Origin of the sequence: Bradyrhizobium arachidis (assembly GCF_024758505.1) — a bacterium.
In the GTDB taxonomy this organism is placed as follows: Bacteria; Pseudomonadota; Alphaproteobacteria; order Rhizobiales; family Xanthobacteraceae; genus Bradyrhizobium; species Bradyrhizobium manausense_C.
Genome location: NZ_CP077970.1, coordinates 8,894,440 through 8,909,531, shown reverse-complemented (window position 1 = coordinate 8,909,531; position 15,092 = coordinate 8,894,440). Strand labels below are relative to the sequence as shown.

At 64.3% G+C, this 15,092-nt stretch carries 17 protein-coding genes and 2 tRNA genes; 17 read left to right on the top strand and 2 right to left on the bottom strand.

The window, feature by feature from the left end; genetic code table 11:
* The first annotated feature begins 134 nt into the window (after positions 1 to 134).
* Positions 135 to 395: a hypothetical protein gene (locus tag KUF59_RS41535; protein ID WP_212457824.1), complete on the top strand. Its 261-nt coding sequence runs from the start codon at positions 135 to 137 to the stop codon at positions 393 to 395.
* Between the two features lie 12 nt (positions 396 to 407).
* Here KUF59_RS41535 and KUF59_RS41530 read toward each other — a convergent pair whose 3' ends face one another.
* Positions 408 to 1,232 carry an SDR family NAD(P)-dependent oxidoreductase gene (locus KUF59_RS41530; RefSeq protein WP_212457823.1) on the bottom strand — a complete coding sequence of 275 codons (825 nt, stop codon included), beginning with the start codon at positions 1,230 to 1,232 and terminating at the stop codon, positions 408 to 410.
* A gap of 206 nt (positions 1,233 to 1,438) precedes the next feature.
* On the opposite strand from KUF59_RS41530, the gene KUF59_RS41525 reads away from it, so the two are divergent.
* Positions 1,439 to 2,875 (top strand): NAD-dependent succinate-semialdehyde dehydrogenase, encoded by a 1,437-nt coding sequence (locus KUF59_RS41525; RefSeq protein WP_212457822.1) that lies wholly within the window; start codon positions 1,439 to 1,441, stop codon positions 2,873 to 2,875.
* A gap of 1,333 nt (positions 2,876 to 4,208) precedes the next feature.
* Here KUF59_RS41525 and KUF59_RS41520 read toward each other — a convergent pair.
* Positions 4,209 to 4,283: transfer RNA gene (locus tag KUF59_RS41520), tRNA-Thr, on the bottom strand.
* A gap of 315 nt (positions 4,284 to 4,598) precedes the next feature.
* On the opposite strand from KUF59_RS41520, the gene KUF59_RS41515 reads away from it, so the two are divergent.
* From KUF59_RS41515 to KUF59_RS41445, 15 genes are all read left to right on the top strand, one after another.
* The gene (locus KUF59_RS41515) at positions 4,599 to 4,787 is read left to right on the top strand and encodes a hypothetical protein (protein WP_212457821.1); all 189 of its coding nucleotides are present in this window, start codon (positions 4,599 to 4,601) and stop codon (positions 4,785 to 4,787) included.
* 23 nt (positions 4,788 to 4,810) lie between these two features.
* Positions 4,811 to 6,520: an FAD-dependent oxidoreductase gene (locus KUF59_RS41510; RefSeq protein WP_212457820.1), complete on the top strand. Its 1,710-nt coding sequence runs from the start codon at positions 4,811 to 4,813 to the stop codon at positions 6,518 to 6,520.
* A gap of 133 nt (positions 6,521 to 6,653) precedes the next feature.
* Positions 6,654 to 6,962, top strand: coding sequence for an EthD family reductase (locus tag KUF59_RS41505; protein WP_212457819.1), 309 nt, complete (start codon positions 6,654 to 6,656; stop codon positions 6,960 to 6,962).
* A gap of 192 nt (positions 6,963 to 7,154) precedes the next feature.
* Positions 7,155 to 7,664, top strand: coding sequence for a hypothetical protein (locus KUF59_RS41500; RefSeq protein ID WP_212457818.1), 510 nt, complete (start codon positions 7,155 to 7,157; stop codon positions 7,662 to 7,664).
* Positions 7,665 to 7,790: 126 nt separating this feature from the next.
* Entirely contained in the window at positions 7,791 to 8,615 is an 825-nt protein-coding gene (locus tag KUF59_RS41495; RefSeq protein ID WP_212457817.1) for an alpha/beta fold hydrolase, read from the top strand.
* 187 nt (positions 8,616 to 8,802) lie between these two features.
* Positions 8,803 to 9,462: a Rossmann-fold NAD(P)-binding domain-containing protein gene (locus tag KUF59_RS41490; RefSeq protein WP_212457816.1), complete on the top strand. Its 660-nt coding sequence runs from the start codon at positions 8,803 to 8,805 to the stop codon at positions 9,460 to 9,462.
* Between the two features lie 201 nt (positions 9,463 to 9,663).
* Positions 9,664 to 10,107, top strand: a complete 444-nt coding sequence (locus tag KUF59_RS41485) for a DUF2948 family protein (RefSeq protein WP_212462904.1) — start codon at positions 9,664 to 9,666, stop codon at positions 10,105 to 10,107.
* Positions 10,108 to 10,353: 246 nt separating this feature from the next.
* Positions 10,354 to 11,649, top strand: coding sequence for a histidinol dehydrogenase (gene hisD, locus KUF59_RS41480; RefSeq protein WP_212462905.1), 1,296 nt, complete (start codon positions 10,354 to 10,356; stop codon positions 11,647 to 11,649).
* Entirely contained in the window at positions 11,646 to 12,143 is a 498-nt protein-coding gene (locus tag KUF59_RS41475; RefSeq protein ID WP_212462906.1) for a UPF0262 family protein, read from the top strand. Before hisD ends, KUF59_RS41475 begins: the two co-directional genes overlap by 4 nt.
* 6 nt (positions 12,144 to 12,149) lie before the next feature.
* Complete coding sequence (locus KUF59_RS41470) at positions 12,150 to 12,617, top strand: arsenate-mycothiol transferase ArsC (protein ID WP_212462907.1); 468 nt, start codon at positions 12,150 to 12,152, stop codon at positions 12,615 to 12,617.
* Positions 12,618 to 12,769: 152 nt separating this feature from the next.
* Complete coding sequence (locus tag KUF59_RS41465) at positions 12,770 to 13,399, top strand: Maf-like protein (protein WP_212462908.1); 630 nt, start codon at positions 12,770 to 12,772, stop codon at positions 13,397 to 13,399.
* A gap of 155 nt (positions 13,400 to 13,554) precedes the next feature.
* Complete coding sequence (gene yacG / locus KUF59_RS41460; RefSeq protein WP_212462909.1) at positions 13,555 to 13,737, top strand: DNA gyrase inhibitor YacG; 183 nt, start codon at positions 13,555 to 13,557, stop codon at positions 13,735 to 13,737.
* A gap of 185 nt (positions 13,738 to 13,922) precedes the next feature.
* Positions 13,923 to 13,998 (top strand) — tRNA-Phe (locus tag KUF59_RS41455).
* An 85-nt stretch (positions 13,999 to 14,083) separates the two neighbouring features.
* Positions 14,084 to 14,932, top strand: a complete 849-nt coding sequence (locus KUF59_RS44160) for a DUF6538 domain-containing protein (protein WP_309500898.1) — start codon at positions 14,084 to 14,086, stop codon at positions 14,930 to 14,932.
* On the top strand, positions 14,821 to 15,075 hold the full coding sequence (locus KUF59_RS41445) for a DUF5131 family protein (RefSeq protein ID WP_309500897.1): 255 nt from the start codon (positions 14,821 to 14,823) through the stop codon (positions 15,073 to 15,075). The genes KUF59_RS44160 and KUF59_RS41445 overlap by 112 nt, the downstream gene beginning before the upstream one ends.
* Positions 15,076 to 15,092: the final 17 nt, after the last annotated feature.

The following is a 15,092-nucleotide window of genomic DNA, read 5'->3' as shown; positions in this document are numbered from 1 at the left end:
GGCGGTCGAGTCTTTGAGTCCACCGAGGGGCATCCTTGGTTCATTGCGACGGAAGGATGCCTGCTATGCCATTTGCTGATGGGAATACAACTTCTGAGAGAAATCGGCGGCTTCATGAGAGGCTGCTCGAGGCCATGCATCAGTCGCGCCAGCGCCAGGCCACCTCCATCCTGTCTGCGCATGCGAACCTGCTCGCCAGCCAGGGTCCGGCCGAGCGGCTGCACGTGACGCGGCCGGCACGGGATCCGCACGCCGCGGAGCCATGGCAACCCGGCGCGCTGCTCGGCACGCTCGCGGTGCTCCTGATCCTGGCCCATGCGATCTGCGCGGTCATGATCGTCGATCACGCGCTGGCGCACGCCCCGGAATCGATCGCGATCAGCCCAAGCGACTGATCGCCGCGCGCCTCACGCCGGCCACGCCTGTCCGCCGCCATCGATGCGCAGCACCTGGCCCGAGACGAATGCCCCCATGGGACCGGCGAAGAACTCGACGACGCGCGCGACCTCGTCGACGGTCGCGATGCGGTCGAGCGTGCCGGCCTCGACCATGCGGTCCGGATCGACCGCGCGGGTGCCGAGGAAGCGGCCGGTGCGGGTGTCGCCCGGCGCGATGCAGTTCACCGCGATGTCGTAGGGGCGGAGCTGGTCGGCGAGGCAGCGCGTGTAATGCGTCACGCCCGCCTTTGCCACCGCATAGATCGAGCCGTTGGTGCGGCCCTTGAAGGCAGCGACCGAGCCGAGCGTGACGATGCGCCCGCGCCGCCGCTCCATCATGCCGCGCGCCACCGCCTGGCAGGTCAAAATCGTCGAGAGCAGGTTGCGCTCCAGCACGGCGCGGACGTCGGCTTCCTTGATGTTGACGGCATCGTTCGGATCGGGCTTGCCGCCGGCGGCCGCGATATCGCCGCCGGCATTGTGCACGAGGATATCGATCGGGCCGAGCGCGCTTTCGGTCTCCGCAATCACGCGCGAGATGTCGTCGGCCCTGGTGAGGTCGCCGAGCACGCGCCGGGTGCGCACGCCAAACGCTGCGCCGATCTCGGCGGCAACCGCGGTGAGCGTGGTGCCCTCGCCATACTCCGCCGGACCATTTTCGCGCATGCCATGGATTGCGACGTCGGCGCCGAGTGCGGCAAGCCTTTCCGCAAAGGCGCGACCGAGCCCGCGACCCGCACCCGTCACCAGCGCCACCTGGCCGGCCAATATCTTCGTCCCGTCATGCGATGCCATGATCTTCTCCCGTGAACTTGGCGCAGTCTGCCGCGAGGCTGCGGCTGGTCGCAAGGGGGCGCGATCCAGCGCAATTTGTCACGGCAGCCTTGCAGGCAAATTTGACGCGTGAGACGGCGGCCGTCTTCATGCTAGAGGTGACTCAGATGGGGTCCCATCGTCCAGCCACTTCAATCCAGCGCGGAAGCAACAACAGGGAGAATCCGTTGGCCTATTCGAACACGCAGCTTTTCATCGGCGGCAAATGGCGCCCGGCCCAATCGGGCAAGGTCATCGAAGTTCTCAATCCCGCCACCGAAGAGGTGATCGGCACCGTCGCCCATGCCGGCAAGGCCGACCTCGACGAGGCGCTGGCGGCCGCCGCCGCGGGCTTCAAGACCTGGCGCAACGTTGCGCCGTTCGAGCGCTGCCGCATCATGCGCAAGGCCGCCGCGATCATGCGCGAGCGCAATGACGAGATCGCCCCGCTGCTGACCATGGAGCAGGGCAAGACGCTGGCGGAAGCCAAGATGGAAGCGATGGCCGCCGCCGACGTCATCGAATGGTTCGCCGAGGAAGCCAAGCGCGCCTATGGCCGCCTGATCCCGGCGCGTGGCCCCGGCATCTACCAGCTTGCGATGAAGGAGCCGGTCGGCCCGGTCGCGGCGTTCACCCCTTGGAACTTCCCGATCAACCAGGTGGTACGAAAACTCTCGGCCGCGCTCGGCGCCGGCTGCTCGATCATCGTCAAGGCGCCGGAAGAAACGCCGGCCTCGCCCGCGCAGCTCATCCGCGCCTTCGCCGACGCAGGCGTGCCCGACGGCGTGATCAACTTGGTCTATGGCGTGCCGGCAGAGATCTCCGAATATCTCATCCCGCATCCGGTGATCCGCAAGATCTCTTTCACCGGCTCGACCAATGTCGGCAAGCAGCTCAACGCGCTCGCCGGCCTGCACATGAAGCGCGCCACCATGGAGCTCGGCGGCCACGCGCCGGCGATCGTGTTCAAGGACGCCGACGTCACCTCGGCCGCGAAGATTCTGGCGGCGGCGAAATATCGCAACGCCGGTCAGGTCTGCATCTCGCCGACCCGCATGCTGGTGCAGGACGACGTGTTCAAGGAGTTCGTCGACAAGTTCGTCGACGGCGCCAAGGCGTTCAAGGTCGGCAACGGCCTCGATCCCGAGTCCAAGATGGGCTCGCTCGCCAATCCGCGCCGCGTCACCGCGATCGAAGGCATGGTGCAGGATGCCGTCGGCAAGGGTGCCAAGCTCGAGACCGGGGGCAAACGCGTCGGCAACAAGGGCTATTTCTTCGAGCCGACCGTGGTCAGCGACGTCCCGAAGGACGCGCGCGCCATGAACGAGGAGCCGTTCGGCCCGCTGGCGCTGATCTCGCGCTTCTCGAGCTTCGATGAAGTGGTGGAAGAAGCCAACCGCCTGCCTTTTGGTCTGGCCTCCTACGCCTTTACCAGCTCGACCAAGACCGCAACCGCGATCGGCTCGGCCGTGGAGGCCGGCATGATGTCGATCAACAGCTTTGGTCTCGCTCTGCCCGAAGTGCCGTTCGGCGGCATCAAGGATTCCGGCTACGGCTCGGAAGGCGGCACCGAGGCGATGGAAGGGTACTTCAACACCAAGTTCATCACGCAGACCGGTGTGTGATCTGAACGAGACGGACGCGGCGGCGCATCGGAAAGGTGCGCAGCCGCGGCTCGTGGGATAGGTGGAGCGCAGCCAATATTCTCCGGCGCGTCGATCGCACCGAAGTCGATCTGCTTCAATCGACCTACATTCCCCAGTTCGAATAGCGGTTGTTGTACGAACCAGTCTCGCTATCAAATTGTGTTTGGCGGTGGCTCGGGAGCCTTGGCGGTGCGTAGGCAAAACCCGGAACGGTGCGTAACTTCACACCTTGGTTGGCGGGAGCAACGGCATGCCGTCGGTGTGACTGAGACGCCGTAGCGGCGTGGGCGGATGCATACACCGCGATCAAGAGGCTCAAGGCCAAAAAAGAGCGCATCGTAATCTCCCTCTGATCGACCTGCTGGGAACTTACAAAGGGTTCAGGCACCGGCGCTTGCATTGCCTTATGGATATGACAGCGCAGGTTCGTTGAAATTCCCCACGACCAGCAAATTGAACGCTGAATGTTGCCGAGGGGATCGTTGGAAGACGAGCGGGCCATGGGTGCCGGCCGGCACCCATTCTTCCCTGCGCCCTCTTTCCAAGAAGAGGGTCACGGAATCGAGCACAACTCGGGCAGCTGATGCCGCGATGCTTGCTGATGCATGTGTGTGAGGATGGTGCTGCCGGACCAGCCCCGGCCAACAAGGTATCAGCCGGGGCCCGCTGCGGTTAGACGTTACGAGCGTGTCCTGTCGCCATTCAGTTACAAGAAGTCACGGGGTGGTGTTGCCCGTTGAAAGGGCCGACAAATATCTTCTGTCCCTTCTTGCATTGTACGCGGCATTCGTCGGCCGCTGCTGTGCACTTCTTCACGTTCCTGTCACCGTCTGCGGGAGGGCCGCTGGATATACACGTCACCCTCCACTGGCTGCAGCTATCGGCAAAGGCTGATGTTCCCCCGACAGGAATCGATAGGGCAGCGACGACGAATATGGTCAGATGAAGTCTCATTTTTCCTCCAGCCTTGTTCAGAATGCGCGGATTGGCAGTCGAAGGCTCTCGATCACCCCGCCCACGGTGATGTTCACCGTTGAGAGGAATGGCACGTCGTTTGTTAAGCTCTCGCAAACTGGCGAGCCAAGATCAGCACATGCTTCCTCGTGGCGCCCTTCGACGTCCCTGTCATCCGCTTGATGTCGTGCTCGGGCGCAAGGTTCTTCGTTGTCGGGCCGCTGTCAGCAAGGCGGGACAGTTCGTTGCAGTCCGCCGCTCCGTTGAGCCGTGGTATGGCCGACCTGAACGAGGGGGCGGAATCGAGCACAACTCGGGCATCTCGTGCCACGAGACTGCTGATGCATGTGTTTGAGGCTGGTGCTGCCGGACAGGATTGAACTGTCGACCTCTCCCTTACCAAGGGAGTGCTCTACCACTGAGCTACGGCAGCAAACGCTGGTCGAGAATCGGCCGCCACGAGGGGCCTACCAAGCGGGCTGTTCTGTGCCACAAGCCCCCCTCATGTGCAAGCTTGCCGGCCCCGGTAAACCGATAAAATCGGGCCGGTCCCGGGCTCAAACGGGTCATTTCGCCCCGAAACGCTTCCCTTTGGCCCGATTTGGTTCCCTAACGACGATTAGCCAAGTGGTCAGTTGGCGATCATCCGGAATTCGCCCCAATCTGGCAGCTTGATCGCGTCGAACCCCTTGAGCTGTCGTCCTGCGATGGCATCCTGTCGGTGACCCCCACGAGATATGATCTGACAATGACTGATGGGACCGACAAAGCCGCGCCAGGCCGCCGCGACACGAAGCAGGATCGCCTCGCATCGGCGCTGCGCGAAAACCTGAAGCGGCGGAAGGCGCAGGCGCGCGAGCGCAGCAAGCCGGCCGAGCCCTCGCACCATGACGAAGCCGCCCCACATCAGGGGATCGCCGAGAAGACCGGCGACTAGTTTTGGAATGAGTGGGAGTGACCATGGCGCAGGACGGCGAACCGCAACCGACCGATAGAGACGCGCTGATCTCGCGGTTCTCGCGCCCCGAGCAGACCTTCCCGACGCTCAACGAGACCGAAATCGCGCGCCTGCGCCAGTTCGGCGAGATACGCAGTTACAAGAGCGGTGATCTCCTGTTCGAAACCGGCAAGCGAGGTCCGGGCATGTTCGTCGTGCTCTCGGGCCATGTCTCGATTACCCAGCGCGACGGCCTCGGGCATGTCACGCCGGTCATCGATCAGGGCCCCGGCCAATTCCTCGCCGAGCTCGGTCAGCTCTCAGGTCGGCCGGCACTGGTCGACGGTCATGCCGATGGCGATGTCGAGACATTGTTGATCCCGCCGGACCGGCTGCGTGCGCTGCTGGTCGCCGAAGCCGAGCTCGGCGAGCGCATCATGCGCGCGCTGATCTTGCGCCGGGTCAGCCTGATCCAAGGCGGCATCGGCGGCCCCGTGCTGATCGGCCCGCCGCATTCCGCAGGCGTCGTGCGCCTCCAGGGTTTCCTTACCCGCAACGGCCAGCCGCATCATCTGCTCGATCCCGAAGGCGAGCACGATGCCGCCGAGATCATCGCGCGCTATTCGCCAAAACCTGAGGACTGGCCGCTGGTCGTCACGGCCGGCGGCACCGTGCTGCGCAATCCCAGCGAGACCGAGCTTGGCCGCGCCATCGGCATGATCGGCGGTCCGCGGAACGATCGCATCTATGATGTCGCGATCGTCGGCTGCGGACCGGCGGGCCTTGCGACCGCGGTGTATGCGGCCTCCGAAGGACTGTCGGTCGCCGTGCTCGATATCCGCGCCTTCGGCGGCCAGGCCGGCGCCAGTGCGCGGATCGAGAACTATCTGGGCTTTCCGACCGGCATCTCCGGCCAGGCGCTGGCGGGCCGCGCCTTCACCCAGGCGCAAAAGTTTGGTGCCGACGTCATGATCCCGATGACGGTGAAGTCGCTGGACTGTTCACTCCGCGGCGGGACGTTTTCGCTGGCGCTCGACGGCGGCGATCTCTTGCGTTCGCGTTCGGTGGTGGTCGCCAGCGGCGCGCGCTATCGCCGGCCCGAGATCGAGAATCTCGACAAGTTCGAGGGCCGTGGCGTCTGGTATTGGGCCTCGCCCGTCGAGGCGCGGCTGTGTGCTGGCGAAGAGGTCGCACTCGTCGGCGCCGGCAATTCGGCGGGGCAGGCGGCCGTCTTCCTCTCCGGCCACGCCAGGAAGGTGCTCATGGTCATCCGTGGCGGCGGGCTCGGGGCCAGCATGTCGCGCTATCTCATTGAGCGCATCGAAGCGACGCCGAACATCGAACTGCTGTTCAACACCGAGGTGGTCGCGCTCGAGGGCGACGAGGCCTCCCTGTTGCGGCGGATCCGCTGGCGCAGCCGGCTCTCGCCGGAAGAGGACAGCGCCGACATCCGCAACCTCTTCTTGTTCGTCGGCGCCGATCCCGCCACCAACTGGCTCGATGGCTGCGGTGTCACGCTCGATCGCGGCGGTTTTGTCGTCACCGGCGCGCAGTCCGAGCAGAATCAGGGTCGGCTCGTTGCTCCGCTCGAAACGTCCGTGCCCGGCGTCTACGCCGTCGGCGATGTGCGCTCCGGCTCGGTCAAGCGCGTCGGCGGTGCCATCGGCGAGGGCGCGCAGGTCGTGGCGTCCCTGCACGGCTATCTCGGCGACGCCGCAAAACCGGCGCTTTAGCGCGCAAACAAGCAGTCAAGGATAAGACAAGCAAAGGGCAAGCGCGATGTGACTTGCCATCTCCTCGGGTAATGCGGACTATCGACTTACCGAGCGGTCTAACAATAGAACGAATTCTCAACGGGAGGACTAAATGGCTGAAGTCGTCGTGCTCTACAAGACGCCCAAGGATGCTGCCGCTTTCGACAAATACTACGCCGAGACCCACATTCCGCTTGCGAAGAAGATTCCGGGCCTGAAGAAATATGCGGTCAGCAAGGGACCGGTCGCCTCGCCCGCTGGACCTTCCGGAGTCCATCTCGTCGCCATTCTCACCTTCGACAGCGTTGCCGACATTCAGGCGGGCTTTGCCAGCGAAGCGGGCAAGGCAGCAGGCGGCGACGTGCCGAAGTTCGCGAGCGGCGGCGCCGACCTGCTCATCTTCGACACCAAGGAAGTTTGATCCGTCCAGGATCGATTCGACTTTCGTCGAAGGCTTGCTGTCTGATGTGACAGCAATGCAAAAAATACGCGCATGCGTTTGCCGTCGCGAACGGCGAACGCATGGCTCGCCCTATGCGTGTGGCAACATCGCATGGTGCAATCCAATGAGGGCCGTAATACCATTCGCTCCTATCTCAACGGGGAGAGTGTCATGGTCCTGGGATTGAGCCTGCCTGCGTTCACATTGGTCCATGTCGTCATCAGCCTGATCGCCATCGTCGCCGGCCTCATCGTGATGTTCGGCATGCTCGGCTCGAAGTCGGCGCCGGGACTGACCGCGATCTTCCTGCTCTTCACCATCCTCACCAGCGTCACCGGCTTCCTGTTTCCGTTCAAGGAGCTGTTGCCGTCGCACATGGTCGGCATCCTCTCGCTGGTGCTGCTCGCGATCGCCTGCATCGCGCTCTATGTGATGAAGCTGTCGGGCGTCTGGCGTCCCATCTATGTGGTGACGGCGCTGGTGTCGCTCTATCTCAACGTCTTCGTGCTGATCACCCAGTCCTTCCTGAAGATCCCGGCGCTGGCCGCGCTCGCGCCGGCGGTGCCGCCGGCGCCGCCATCGGGTCCGGTATTCGCGGTCGCGCAGGGCGTCGCGCTGATCTTCTTCGTGGTCGTGATCATCGGCACCTGGCGCCGCTTCAGGCCGATGGCATTCGCCTGAGCCAACCCCGTCATTCCGGGGCGATGCGGAGCATCGAACCCGGAATCTCGCAAAACAATCTCCGGATTCCGGGTTCGCGCTAACGCGCGCCCCGGAATGACTTCAGAGAACAAGAAGGAGCCTTCCATGCCCACCATCACCACCAAGGACGGCGTCGAGATCTTCTACAAGGACTGGGGCAAGGGCCAGCCGATCGTGTTCAGTCACGGCTGGCCGCTGTCGTCGGACGATTGGGACGCGCAGATGCTGTTCTTCCTCAACAACGGCTATCGCGTCATCGCCCATGACCGCCGTGGCCACGGCCGCTCGACACAGGTCGCTGATGGCCACGACATGGATCACTATGCCGACGATCTCGCCGCGGTCACCGCGCATCTCGATTTGAAGAACGCCATCCATGTCGGCCATTCCACCGGCGGCGGCGAGGTCGTGCACTACATCGCGCGCCATGGCGAGAGCCGGGTGGCGAAGGCCGCGATCATTGCCGCCGTACCGCCTTTGATGGTGCAGACGGCGGCCAACCCGGGCGGCCTGCCCAAGAGCGTGTTCGACGATTTCCAGGCGCAGGTCGCGGCCAACCGTTCCGGCTTCTACCGCGACATAGCCGCGGGTCCGTTCTACGGCTACAACCGGCCCGGCGCAAAGCCGTCGGAGGCGGTGATCCAGAACTGGTGGCGCCAGGGCATGATGGGCGGCGCGAAGGCGCATTACGACGGCATCGTCGCCTTCTCGCAAACCGACTTCACCGAGGATTTGAAGAAGATCAACGTGCCGGTATTGGTGATGCACGGCGACGATGACCAGATCGTGCCTTACGCCGATTCCGCGCCGCTGTCGGCAAAGCTCCTCAAGAACGGCACGCTAAAGACCTACAAGGGCTTTCCGCACGGCATGCCGACCACGGAAGCGCCGACCATCAACGCCGACCTGCTGGCGTTCTTCAGGGGCTGAGCATGCTTCCTTCCTTCTCCCCTTGTGGGAGAAGGTGGCGCGCGTAGCGCGACGGATGAGGGGTTGCATCCGCGAGCAAAACTGCGAGAGATTGACTCGCGGATAGAGACCCCTCACCCGGCTTCGCGTTTCCGCGAAGCCACCCTCTCCCACAAGGGGAGAGGGTGCATCTTCATCGAGGCTGCCGATGCAAGTCATCATCTTCGGCGCGACCGGCATGGTCGGGCAGGGCGTGCTGCGCGAATGCTTGATCGATCCCGACGTCGCGCGCGTGCTGGTGATCGGCCGCAGCCCGACCGGGCAGCGCCACGCCAAGCTCACCGAGATCGTCCACGACAACTTCCTCGACTATTCGGCGATCGAGGCGCAGCTTACAGGCTACGACGCCTGCTTCTTCTGTCTCGGCGTTTCCTCGATCGGCATGGACGAGGAGCGCTACCGTCGTCTGACCTACGACATCACCATGGCTGCGGCGAAGACGCTCGCGCGGCTCAATCCGCAGATGACCTTCGTCTACGTCACGGGCACCGGCACCGATACGACCGAGCAGGGCCGTGTGATGTGGGCACGCGTGAAAGGCAAGACCGAGAACGATCTGGCAAAACTGCCGTTCAAGGCCGCCTACATGTTCCGCCCCGGCGCCATCCAGCCGCTCCATGGCGCGCGCTCGAAGACCGGCTGGGTGAACGCGTTCTATGTCGCGACCGCGCCGCTGCTGTCGCTCACGCATCGCCTCGCGCCGCGCCTGATGACTACGACCGAGAAGGTGGGCCGCGCCATGATCGGTGTCGCCCGGAACGGCTATTCCAGCACTGTCCTGGAGAACGAGGATATCAATAGATTCTAGCCGGCCGGCTCGATAGCCTAGAGCATGATCCGGAAAAGTGTGCAGCGGTTTTCCCTCGCGACAAACGCGGAACGCGTTTGCGCGGAGATCATGCTCAAACAAGGAGCTAAAGCGCGATGACGATTCAACCTGAATTCATCGCGCTTTAGCCGTGGCGACGCGGTGGAACGGGCCCACGGCTCGCGACGTTAGAGGTCGGCCATGGCTCCCCAGCTCAAATTGATGGCGCTCGACGCCGACGACCTCGCGGTGATCTCGACCCATGTGCAGGACGCGCGGGTGCAGACATCGGACATCATCTGGCGGCAGGGCGAGAAGCGGCTGGTGGTCGGCCTCAACCGGCTCGACTGGGAGCAGACGCTTCAAGGCGAGACGGAGCCGCGCCGGCTGGTCTCAGCGCTCCGCTTCGACCGCGTGCTCGCCTGCAAATCGCGCAACATCGACCTCGCCACGCCTGACAAGGTGCTGGACCTTGTCGGCATCGAATTCCACGCCCATGACGTGCCCGGCGGCAGCGCGCTGTTGCTGTTCGCCCATGGCGGCGCCATCCGGCTCGATGTCGAATGCCTGGAATGCGAGCTGACCGACCTCGGGACGGACGATCTCGGGACCGGGGAGGTGGGGCAGGCGGATGTCGACAGGTAAGGGGGCGAGGCAGCGCCACATCCTCCGCTGTCGTCCTGGCGAAAGCCAGGACCCTTAACCACAGGATTGAATGAGGCGGCAGGACGGGGCCACATCTCGTTTCAATAACAAAGACTTGGGGTAATGGGTCCTGGCTTTCGCCAGGACGACGTCAAGCTGGGTTGACGCCGGATGCCCGCCGCGCCATTGAGCAGGGGGCCGCGCCGTCCCGAAGGCGCCCCTGACACGCCGGAACGACACGCCAAAATGCCCATTCGCCTCGACCGCAGCAGCGCCGATTTTGACACGCGATTTGCGGCCTTCCTCGCCGCCAAGCGCGAGGTTTCGGCCGATGTCGAGGCCGCTGCACGCGCCATCGTCGACGACGTGGCCAAGCGCGGCGACACCGCCCTGATCGAGGCGACGAAGAAGTTCGACCGGCTCTCGCTCGATGCCGCCTCCTTGCGCGTCTCGGCCGACGAGATCGACGCCGCGGTGAAGGCTTGCGATAGCGCGACGCTGGACGCGCTCAAGCTCGCCCGCGACCGCATCGAGACCTATCACGCCAGGCAGTTGCCCAAGGACGAGCGCTTCACCGACCCGCTCGGTGTCGAGCTCGGCTGGCGCTACACGGCGATCGAATCGGCCGGCCTCTACGTGCCCGGCGGCACCGCGGCCTATCCGTCCTCGGTGCTGATGAATGCGGTGCCCGCCAAGGTCGCCGGCGTTGCGCGCCTCGTGATGGTGGTGCCGTCGCCCGACGGCAAGCTCAACCCGCTGGTGCTGGCGGCAGCAAAGCTCGGCGGCGTCACCGAGATCTATCGCGTCGGCGGCGCGCAGGCGGTGGCCGCGCTCGCCCATGGCACCGCGACGATCGCGCCGGTGGCAAAGATCGTCGGCCCCGGCAATGCCTATGTCGCCGCCGCAAAGCGGCTGGTGTTCGGCAAGGTCGGCATCGACATGATCGCCGGTCCGTCCGAGGTGCTGGTCATCGCCGACGACACCGGCAATGCCGACTGGATCGCCGCCGACCTCCTGGCGCAGGCCGAGCACGATGCGAGCGCGCAGTCGATTTTGATCACGGACTCGGCCCGGCTCGCCGCCGATGTCGAGGCCGCGGTCACGGCGCAGTTGACGACGCTGCCGCGCGCGGCGATCGCCAGCGCCTCGTGGAATGATTTTGGCGCCGTCATCATGGTGAAGAACCTGGCCGAGGCCATTCCGCTCGCGGACGCCATCGCCGCCGAGCATCTCGAGATCATGACCAGCGACCCGGATGCGCTTGCCGGCAAAATCCGCAACGCCGGCGCGGTCTTCCTCGGCGCGCATACGCCGGAAGCGATCGGCGACTATGTCGGCGGCTCCAACCACGTGCTGCCGACCGCGCGCTCGGCGCGGTTCTCCTCGGGGCTCTCCGTGCACGACTTCATGAAGCGCACCTCGATCCTGAAATGCGGTCCCGACCAGTTGCGCGCGCTGGGTCCTGCTGCGATGATTCTCGGCAAGGCGGAGGGGCTGGACGCCCATTCGCGCTCGGTTGGATTGCGCCTCAATCTGTCATGAACAAGCCGCCCGAACAGGACGACTCGAACAATCGCATCGTCGGCGTCACGCTCGACGAGGAATCGATCGGCCGCTCCGGGCCCGACATCGAGCACGAGCGCGCGATCGCGATCTACGATTTGATCGAGCAGAACCTGTTCGCGCCGGAAGGCGCAGGGGCCGCGGGGCCGTTCACGCTGCATATCGGCATCACCGGCAACCGCCTGATGTTCGACATCCGCCGCGAGGACGGCACGCCCGTGGTCGCTCATCTGTTGTCGCTGACGCCGTTCCGGCGAATCGTGAAGGACTATTTCATGATCTGCGACAGCTACTATCAGGCGATCCGGACCGCGACGCCGGACAAGATCGAGGCCATCGACATGGGCCGCCGCGGCATCCATGACGAGGGATCGCGCACGCTGCAGGAGCGGTTGAAGGGCAAGGTGCGGGTCGATTTCGAGACCTCGCGCCGGCTGTTCACGCTCATTACTGTCCTCCATTGGAAAGGCTGATCACGGATGGCTGCGCCCCCACGCGCACGCAATCCGCAGTCGGTGCTGTTTGCCTGTGCGATGAACAGCGTGCGCTCGCCGATGGCCGAGAGCCTGTTGAAGCACATGTTTCCGCAAGGCCTCTATGTGAAGTCGGCCGGCGTCAGGAAGGGCGAGCAGGATCCCTTCGCGATTGCCGTGATGGCCGAGCTCGGCCAGGACATCTCCACCCACAAGCCGACCACCTTCGACGAGCTCGAGGATTGGGAGGGGCTGAATTTCGACCTCATCATCACGCTGTCGCCGGAGGCCCATCACAAGGCGCTGGATCTGACCCGGACGCTCGCCGCCGACGTCGAATACTGGCCGATGCACGACCCGACCGGCACCGAAGGCAACCGTGAGCAGAAGCTCGCCGCCTATCGCGAGGTCTGCGACCAGCTCCTGATGCGCATCCGCCGCCGCTTCGCGAAGGTGGGCGCGGCGAGCGGGTGACGTAACACCCACGTCACAGACGGCGGGCACACGCTTGTGCAGGCCTCGAATCAGTTAACTCCGCCCCGGGTTCCCGGGTTGTGAAAGCAGCCCCCTTCCGATAGGTTCCGCGCGCAAATTCACCCCCTGCTTCGTCCTCCCAAAATCTCCTGATGCTCGGCCGCCCCAAATTCGTTCTTGCCTCCGGTTCGCCACGGCGCCTGTCGCTGCTCAACCAGGCCGGCATCGAGCCCGATGCCTTGCGGCCGGCCGACGTCGACGAGACGCCGAAGCGGGGCGAGCTGCCGCGCGCCTGCGCCAACCGCCTGGCCCGCGCCAAGGCCGATGCGGCGCTCAAATCGGTGCAGCTCGACGACGAGCTGCGCGGCGCCTTCATCCTCTCCGCCGACACGGTCGTGGCGGTCGGCCGCCGCATCCTGCCCAAGGCCAATCTGGTGGACGAGGCTGCGCAGTGCCTGCGGCTGCTCTCGGGCCGCAACCACCGCGTCTACACCGCGATCACCCTGGTGACGCCGCGCGAGGCCTTTCGCCAGCGCCTGGTCGAGACGAGGGTGCGCTTCAAGCGCCTCTCCGAGGACGACATCCAGGCCTATATCGGCTCCGGCGAATGGCGCGGCAAAGCCGGCGGCTATGCCGTGCAGGGCATCGCCGGCTCCTTCGTGGTCAAGATGGTCGGCTCCTACAGCAACGTCGTCGGCCTGCCGCTCTACGAGACCACGACGCTGCTCGGCGGCGAGGGCTTCCCGATCCGCTTCGGCTGGCTCAACGCCGCCGGCATCTGAGCGCGGACCCGCGTCCGCGCCAAAGCATCGAAACAACCCCATGCACAGTAGACCGGCCCCGCAGGCCCCAGGCCGGGACGCCTGCGCGTCCGCGCCAGGAACCCGTTTGCCGACAGGCCCCTGGACGCCGTCACCTCGTGTAAGCTGCCGCCATCATGGACGACCACGTCAAAAAACCTGCCGGCCCGCTCAAAACCTGCCCGATCTGCGGCAAGCCGGCCGAGCACGCCACCCGCCCGTTCTGCTCCTCGCGCTGCCGCGACGTCGACCTGAACCGCTGGCTGAAAGGCGGCTACGTCATCCCGGGTCGTGAGAACCACGATGACGACGTAGAATAATCAATAATATCAATTGTTTAAACTATCGCCCGGCGCCGGCGGCGACAGTCGCGCCAGCACCGCCGACCGTTGTTCACAGCCGGGCCGTGCCCGGCGAAGCCTCCTGGCGAAGCCGGGTGGACAGGCCGCCTTCAGCCCACTATAAACCGCCCGCTCGATGGGCCTTGCGCCCTCTCGTCGGGTACGCCCAGGTAGCTCAGTTGGTAGAGCATGCGACTGAAAATCGCAGTGTCGGTGGTTCGATTCCGCCCCTGGGCACCACGGCTCTTCTAAGAGCCTGATATCCAAAGCAATTCAGCAAATTCAACGGCTTAGCGCTACGCGTTTGGTACAGAACGGTGGTACAATGCCGCTTGCGATGTCACGTCCATGGAAGCACCCGAAAACCGGGATCTATCAACTCCGAAAAGCTGTACCGGACGATCTCCGCCAGCTTGTCGGCAAACGCGAGGAGAAGGTCAGCCTTCAGACCCGCGATCCAGCCGAAGCAAAGGTGCGACATGCCAAGGCACTCGCCGAGCTCGAGGCTCGATGGGCCAATCTGCGCGCGGGACCAAAATTTCTGACTGAGCGTGAAGCTCACCAACTAGCTATTGTCTCGTATGATCGCTGGTTGGAGCAATACAGGGACAATCCGAGTCAACAGACCAGTTGGGATATCGGCGTTGGCGATCGGCCCTTTGGCCATCCGCCGACCAGGGAAGAGAATGACGCCGCTCTTGCGCAGTCCTTAGATTTCTCCGCTCCCGAGCCGGACTCGTACAAGATCGCAAGAATGGAGCAGGCCTGTCTAGAAGCCGCAGATGGCTACCTTAGCGCTCGCGGGCTATCTGACGATTGGCAAAATCGACAGACAATGGCGCGCGCAATTGGGGCTGCCATACAGCGCGCAAGCCTCGTGCTCGCCAGGCTGACCAAAGGAGAAACCCTTCCGGAATTTCCTTTTCCGAACTTCTCTGTGTTGCCCGGTTCGGCAACCCCGCGCGCGCCACAACGCGCAGTCTCCTTCCAGGATCTTCTCGATGGTTGGAAGGCGGAGCGACGGCCAGCCGCATTCGCCATTTGCAACAATCTCCAGCTGGTGTGCGTTTCCTGTCGATCGAGCCGCTCATTGGCCGTATCGGCAAACTCGATCTCGCCGGTATCGATTGGGTCATTGTGGGTGGGGAAAGCGGGCCTCGAGCGCGCCCCATGAACGCCGATTGGGTTCGGGAGATTCGCGATCAATGCATCGACAACTCGGTCGCATTCTTTTTCAAGCAATGGGGCGGGATCAGGCCAAAATCCGGCGGTCGCGACCTCGACGACGTGCAGTGGAGTCAATTCCCAATTGTGTGACCCTGCAATCCTGTGAG

Coding starts and splice junctions, on each gene's coding strand:
- KUF59_RS41535 (WP_212457824.1), top strand. CDS start 135: ATGCATCAGTCGCGCCAGCGCCAGGCCACCTCCATCCTGTCTGCGCAT.
- KUF59_RS41530 (WP_212457823.1), bottom strand. CDS start 1,232: ATGGCATCGCATGACGGGACGAAGATATTGGCCGGCCAGGTGGCGCTG.
- KUF59_RS41515 (WP_212457821.1), top strand. CDS start 4,599: ATGACTGATGGGACCGACAAAGCCGCGCCAGGCCGCCGCGACACGAAG.
- KUF59_RS41510 (WP_212457820.1), top strand. CDS start 4,811: ATGGCGCAGGACGGCGAACCGCAACCGACCGATAGAGACGCGCTGATC.
- KUF59_RS41505 (WP_212457819.1), top strand. CDS start 6,654: ATGGCTGAAGTCGTCGTGCTCTACAAGACGCCCAAGGATGCTGCCGCT.
- KUF59_RS41500 (WP_212457818.1), top strand. CDS start 7,155: ATGGTCCTGGGATTGAGCCTGCCTGCGTTCACATTGGTCCATGTCGTC.
- KUF59_RS41495 (WP_212457817.1), top strand. CDS start 7,791: ATGCCCACCATCACCACCAAGGACGGCGTCGAGATCTTCTACAAGGAC.
- KUF59_RS41490 (WP_212457816.1), top strand. CDS start 8,803: ATGCAAGTCATCATCTTCGGCGCGACCGGCATGGTCGGGCAGGGCGTG.
- KUF59_RS41485 (WP_212462904.1), top strand. CDS start 9,664: ATGGCTCCCCAGCTCAAATTGATGGCGCTCGACGCCGACGACCTCGCG.
- hisD (WP_212462905.1), top strand. CDS start 10,354: ATGCCCATTCGCCTCGACCGCAGCAGCGCCGATTTTGACACGCGATTT.
- KUF59_RS41475 (WP_212462906.1), top strand. CDS start 11,646: ATGAACAAGCCGCCCGAACAGGACGACTCGAACAATCGCATCGTCGGC.
- KUF59_RS41470 (WP_212462907.1), top strand. CDS start 12,150: ATGGCTGCGCCCCCACGCGCACGCAATCCGCAGTCGGTGCTGTTTGCC.
- KUF59_RS41465 (WP_212462908.1), top strand. CDS start 12,770: ATGCTCGGCCGCCCCAAATTCGTTCTTGCCTCCGGTTCGCCACGGCGC.
- yacG (WP_212462909.1), top strand. CDS start 13,555: ATGGACGACCACGTCAAAAAACCTGCCGGCCCGCTCAAAACCTGCCCG.
- KUF59_RS44160 (WP_309500898.1), top strand. CDS start 14,084: ATGCCGCTTGCGATGTCACGTCCATGGAAGCACCCGAAAACCGGGATC.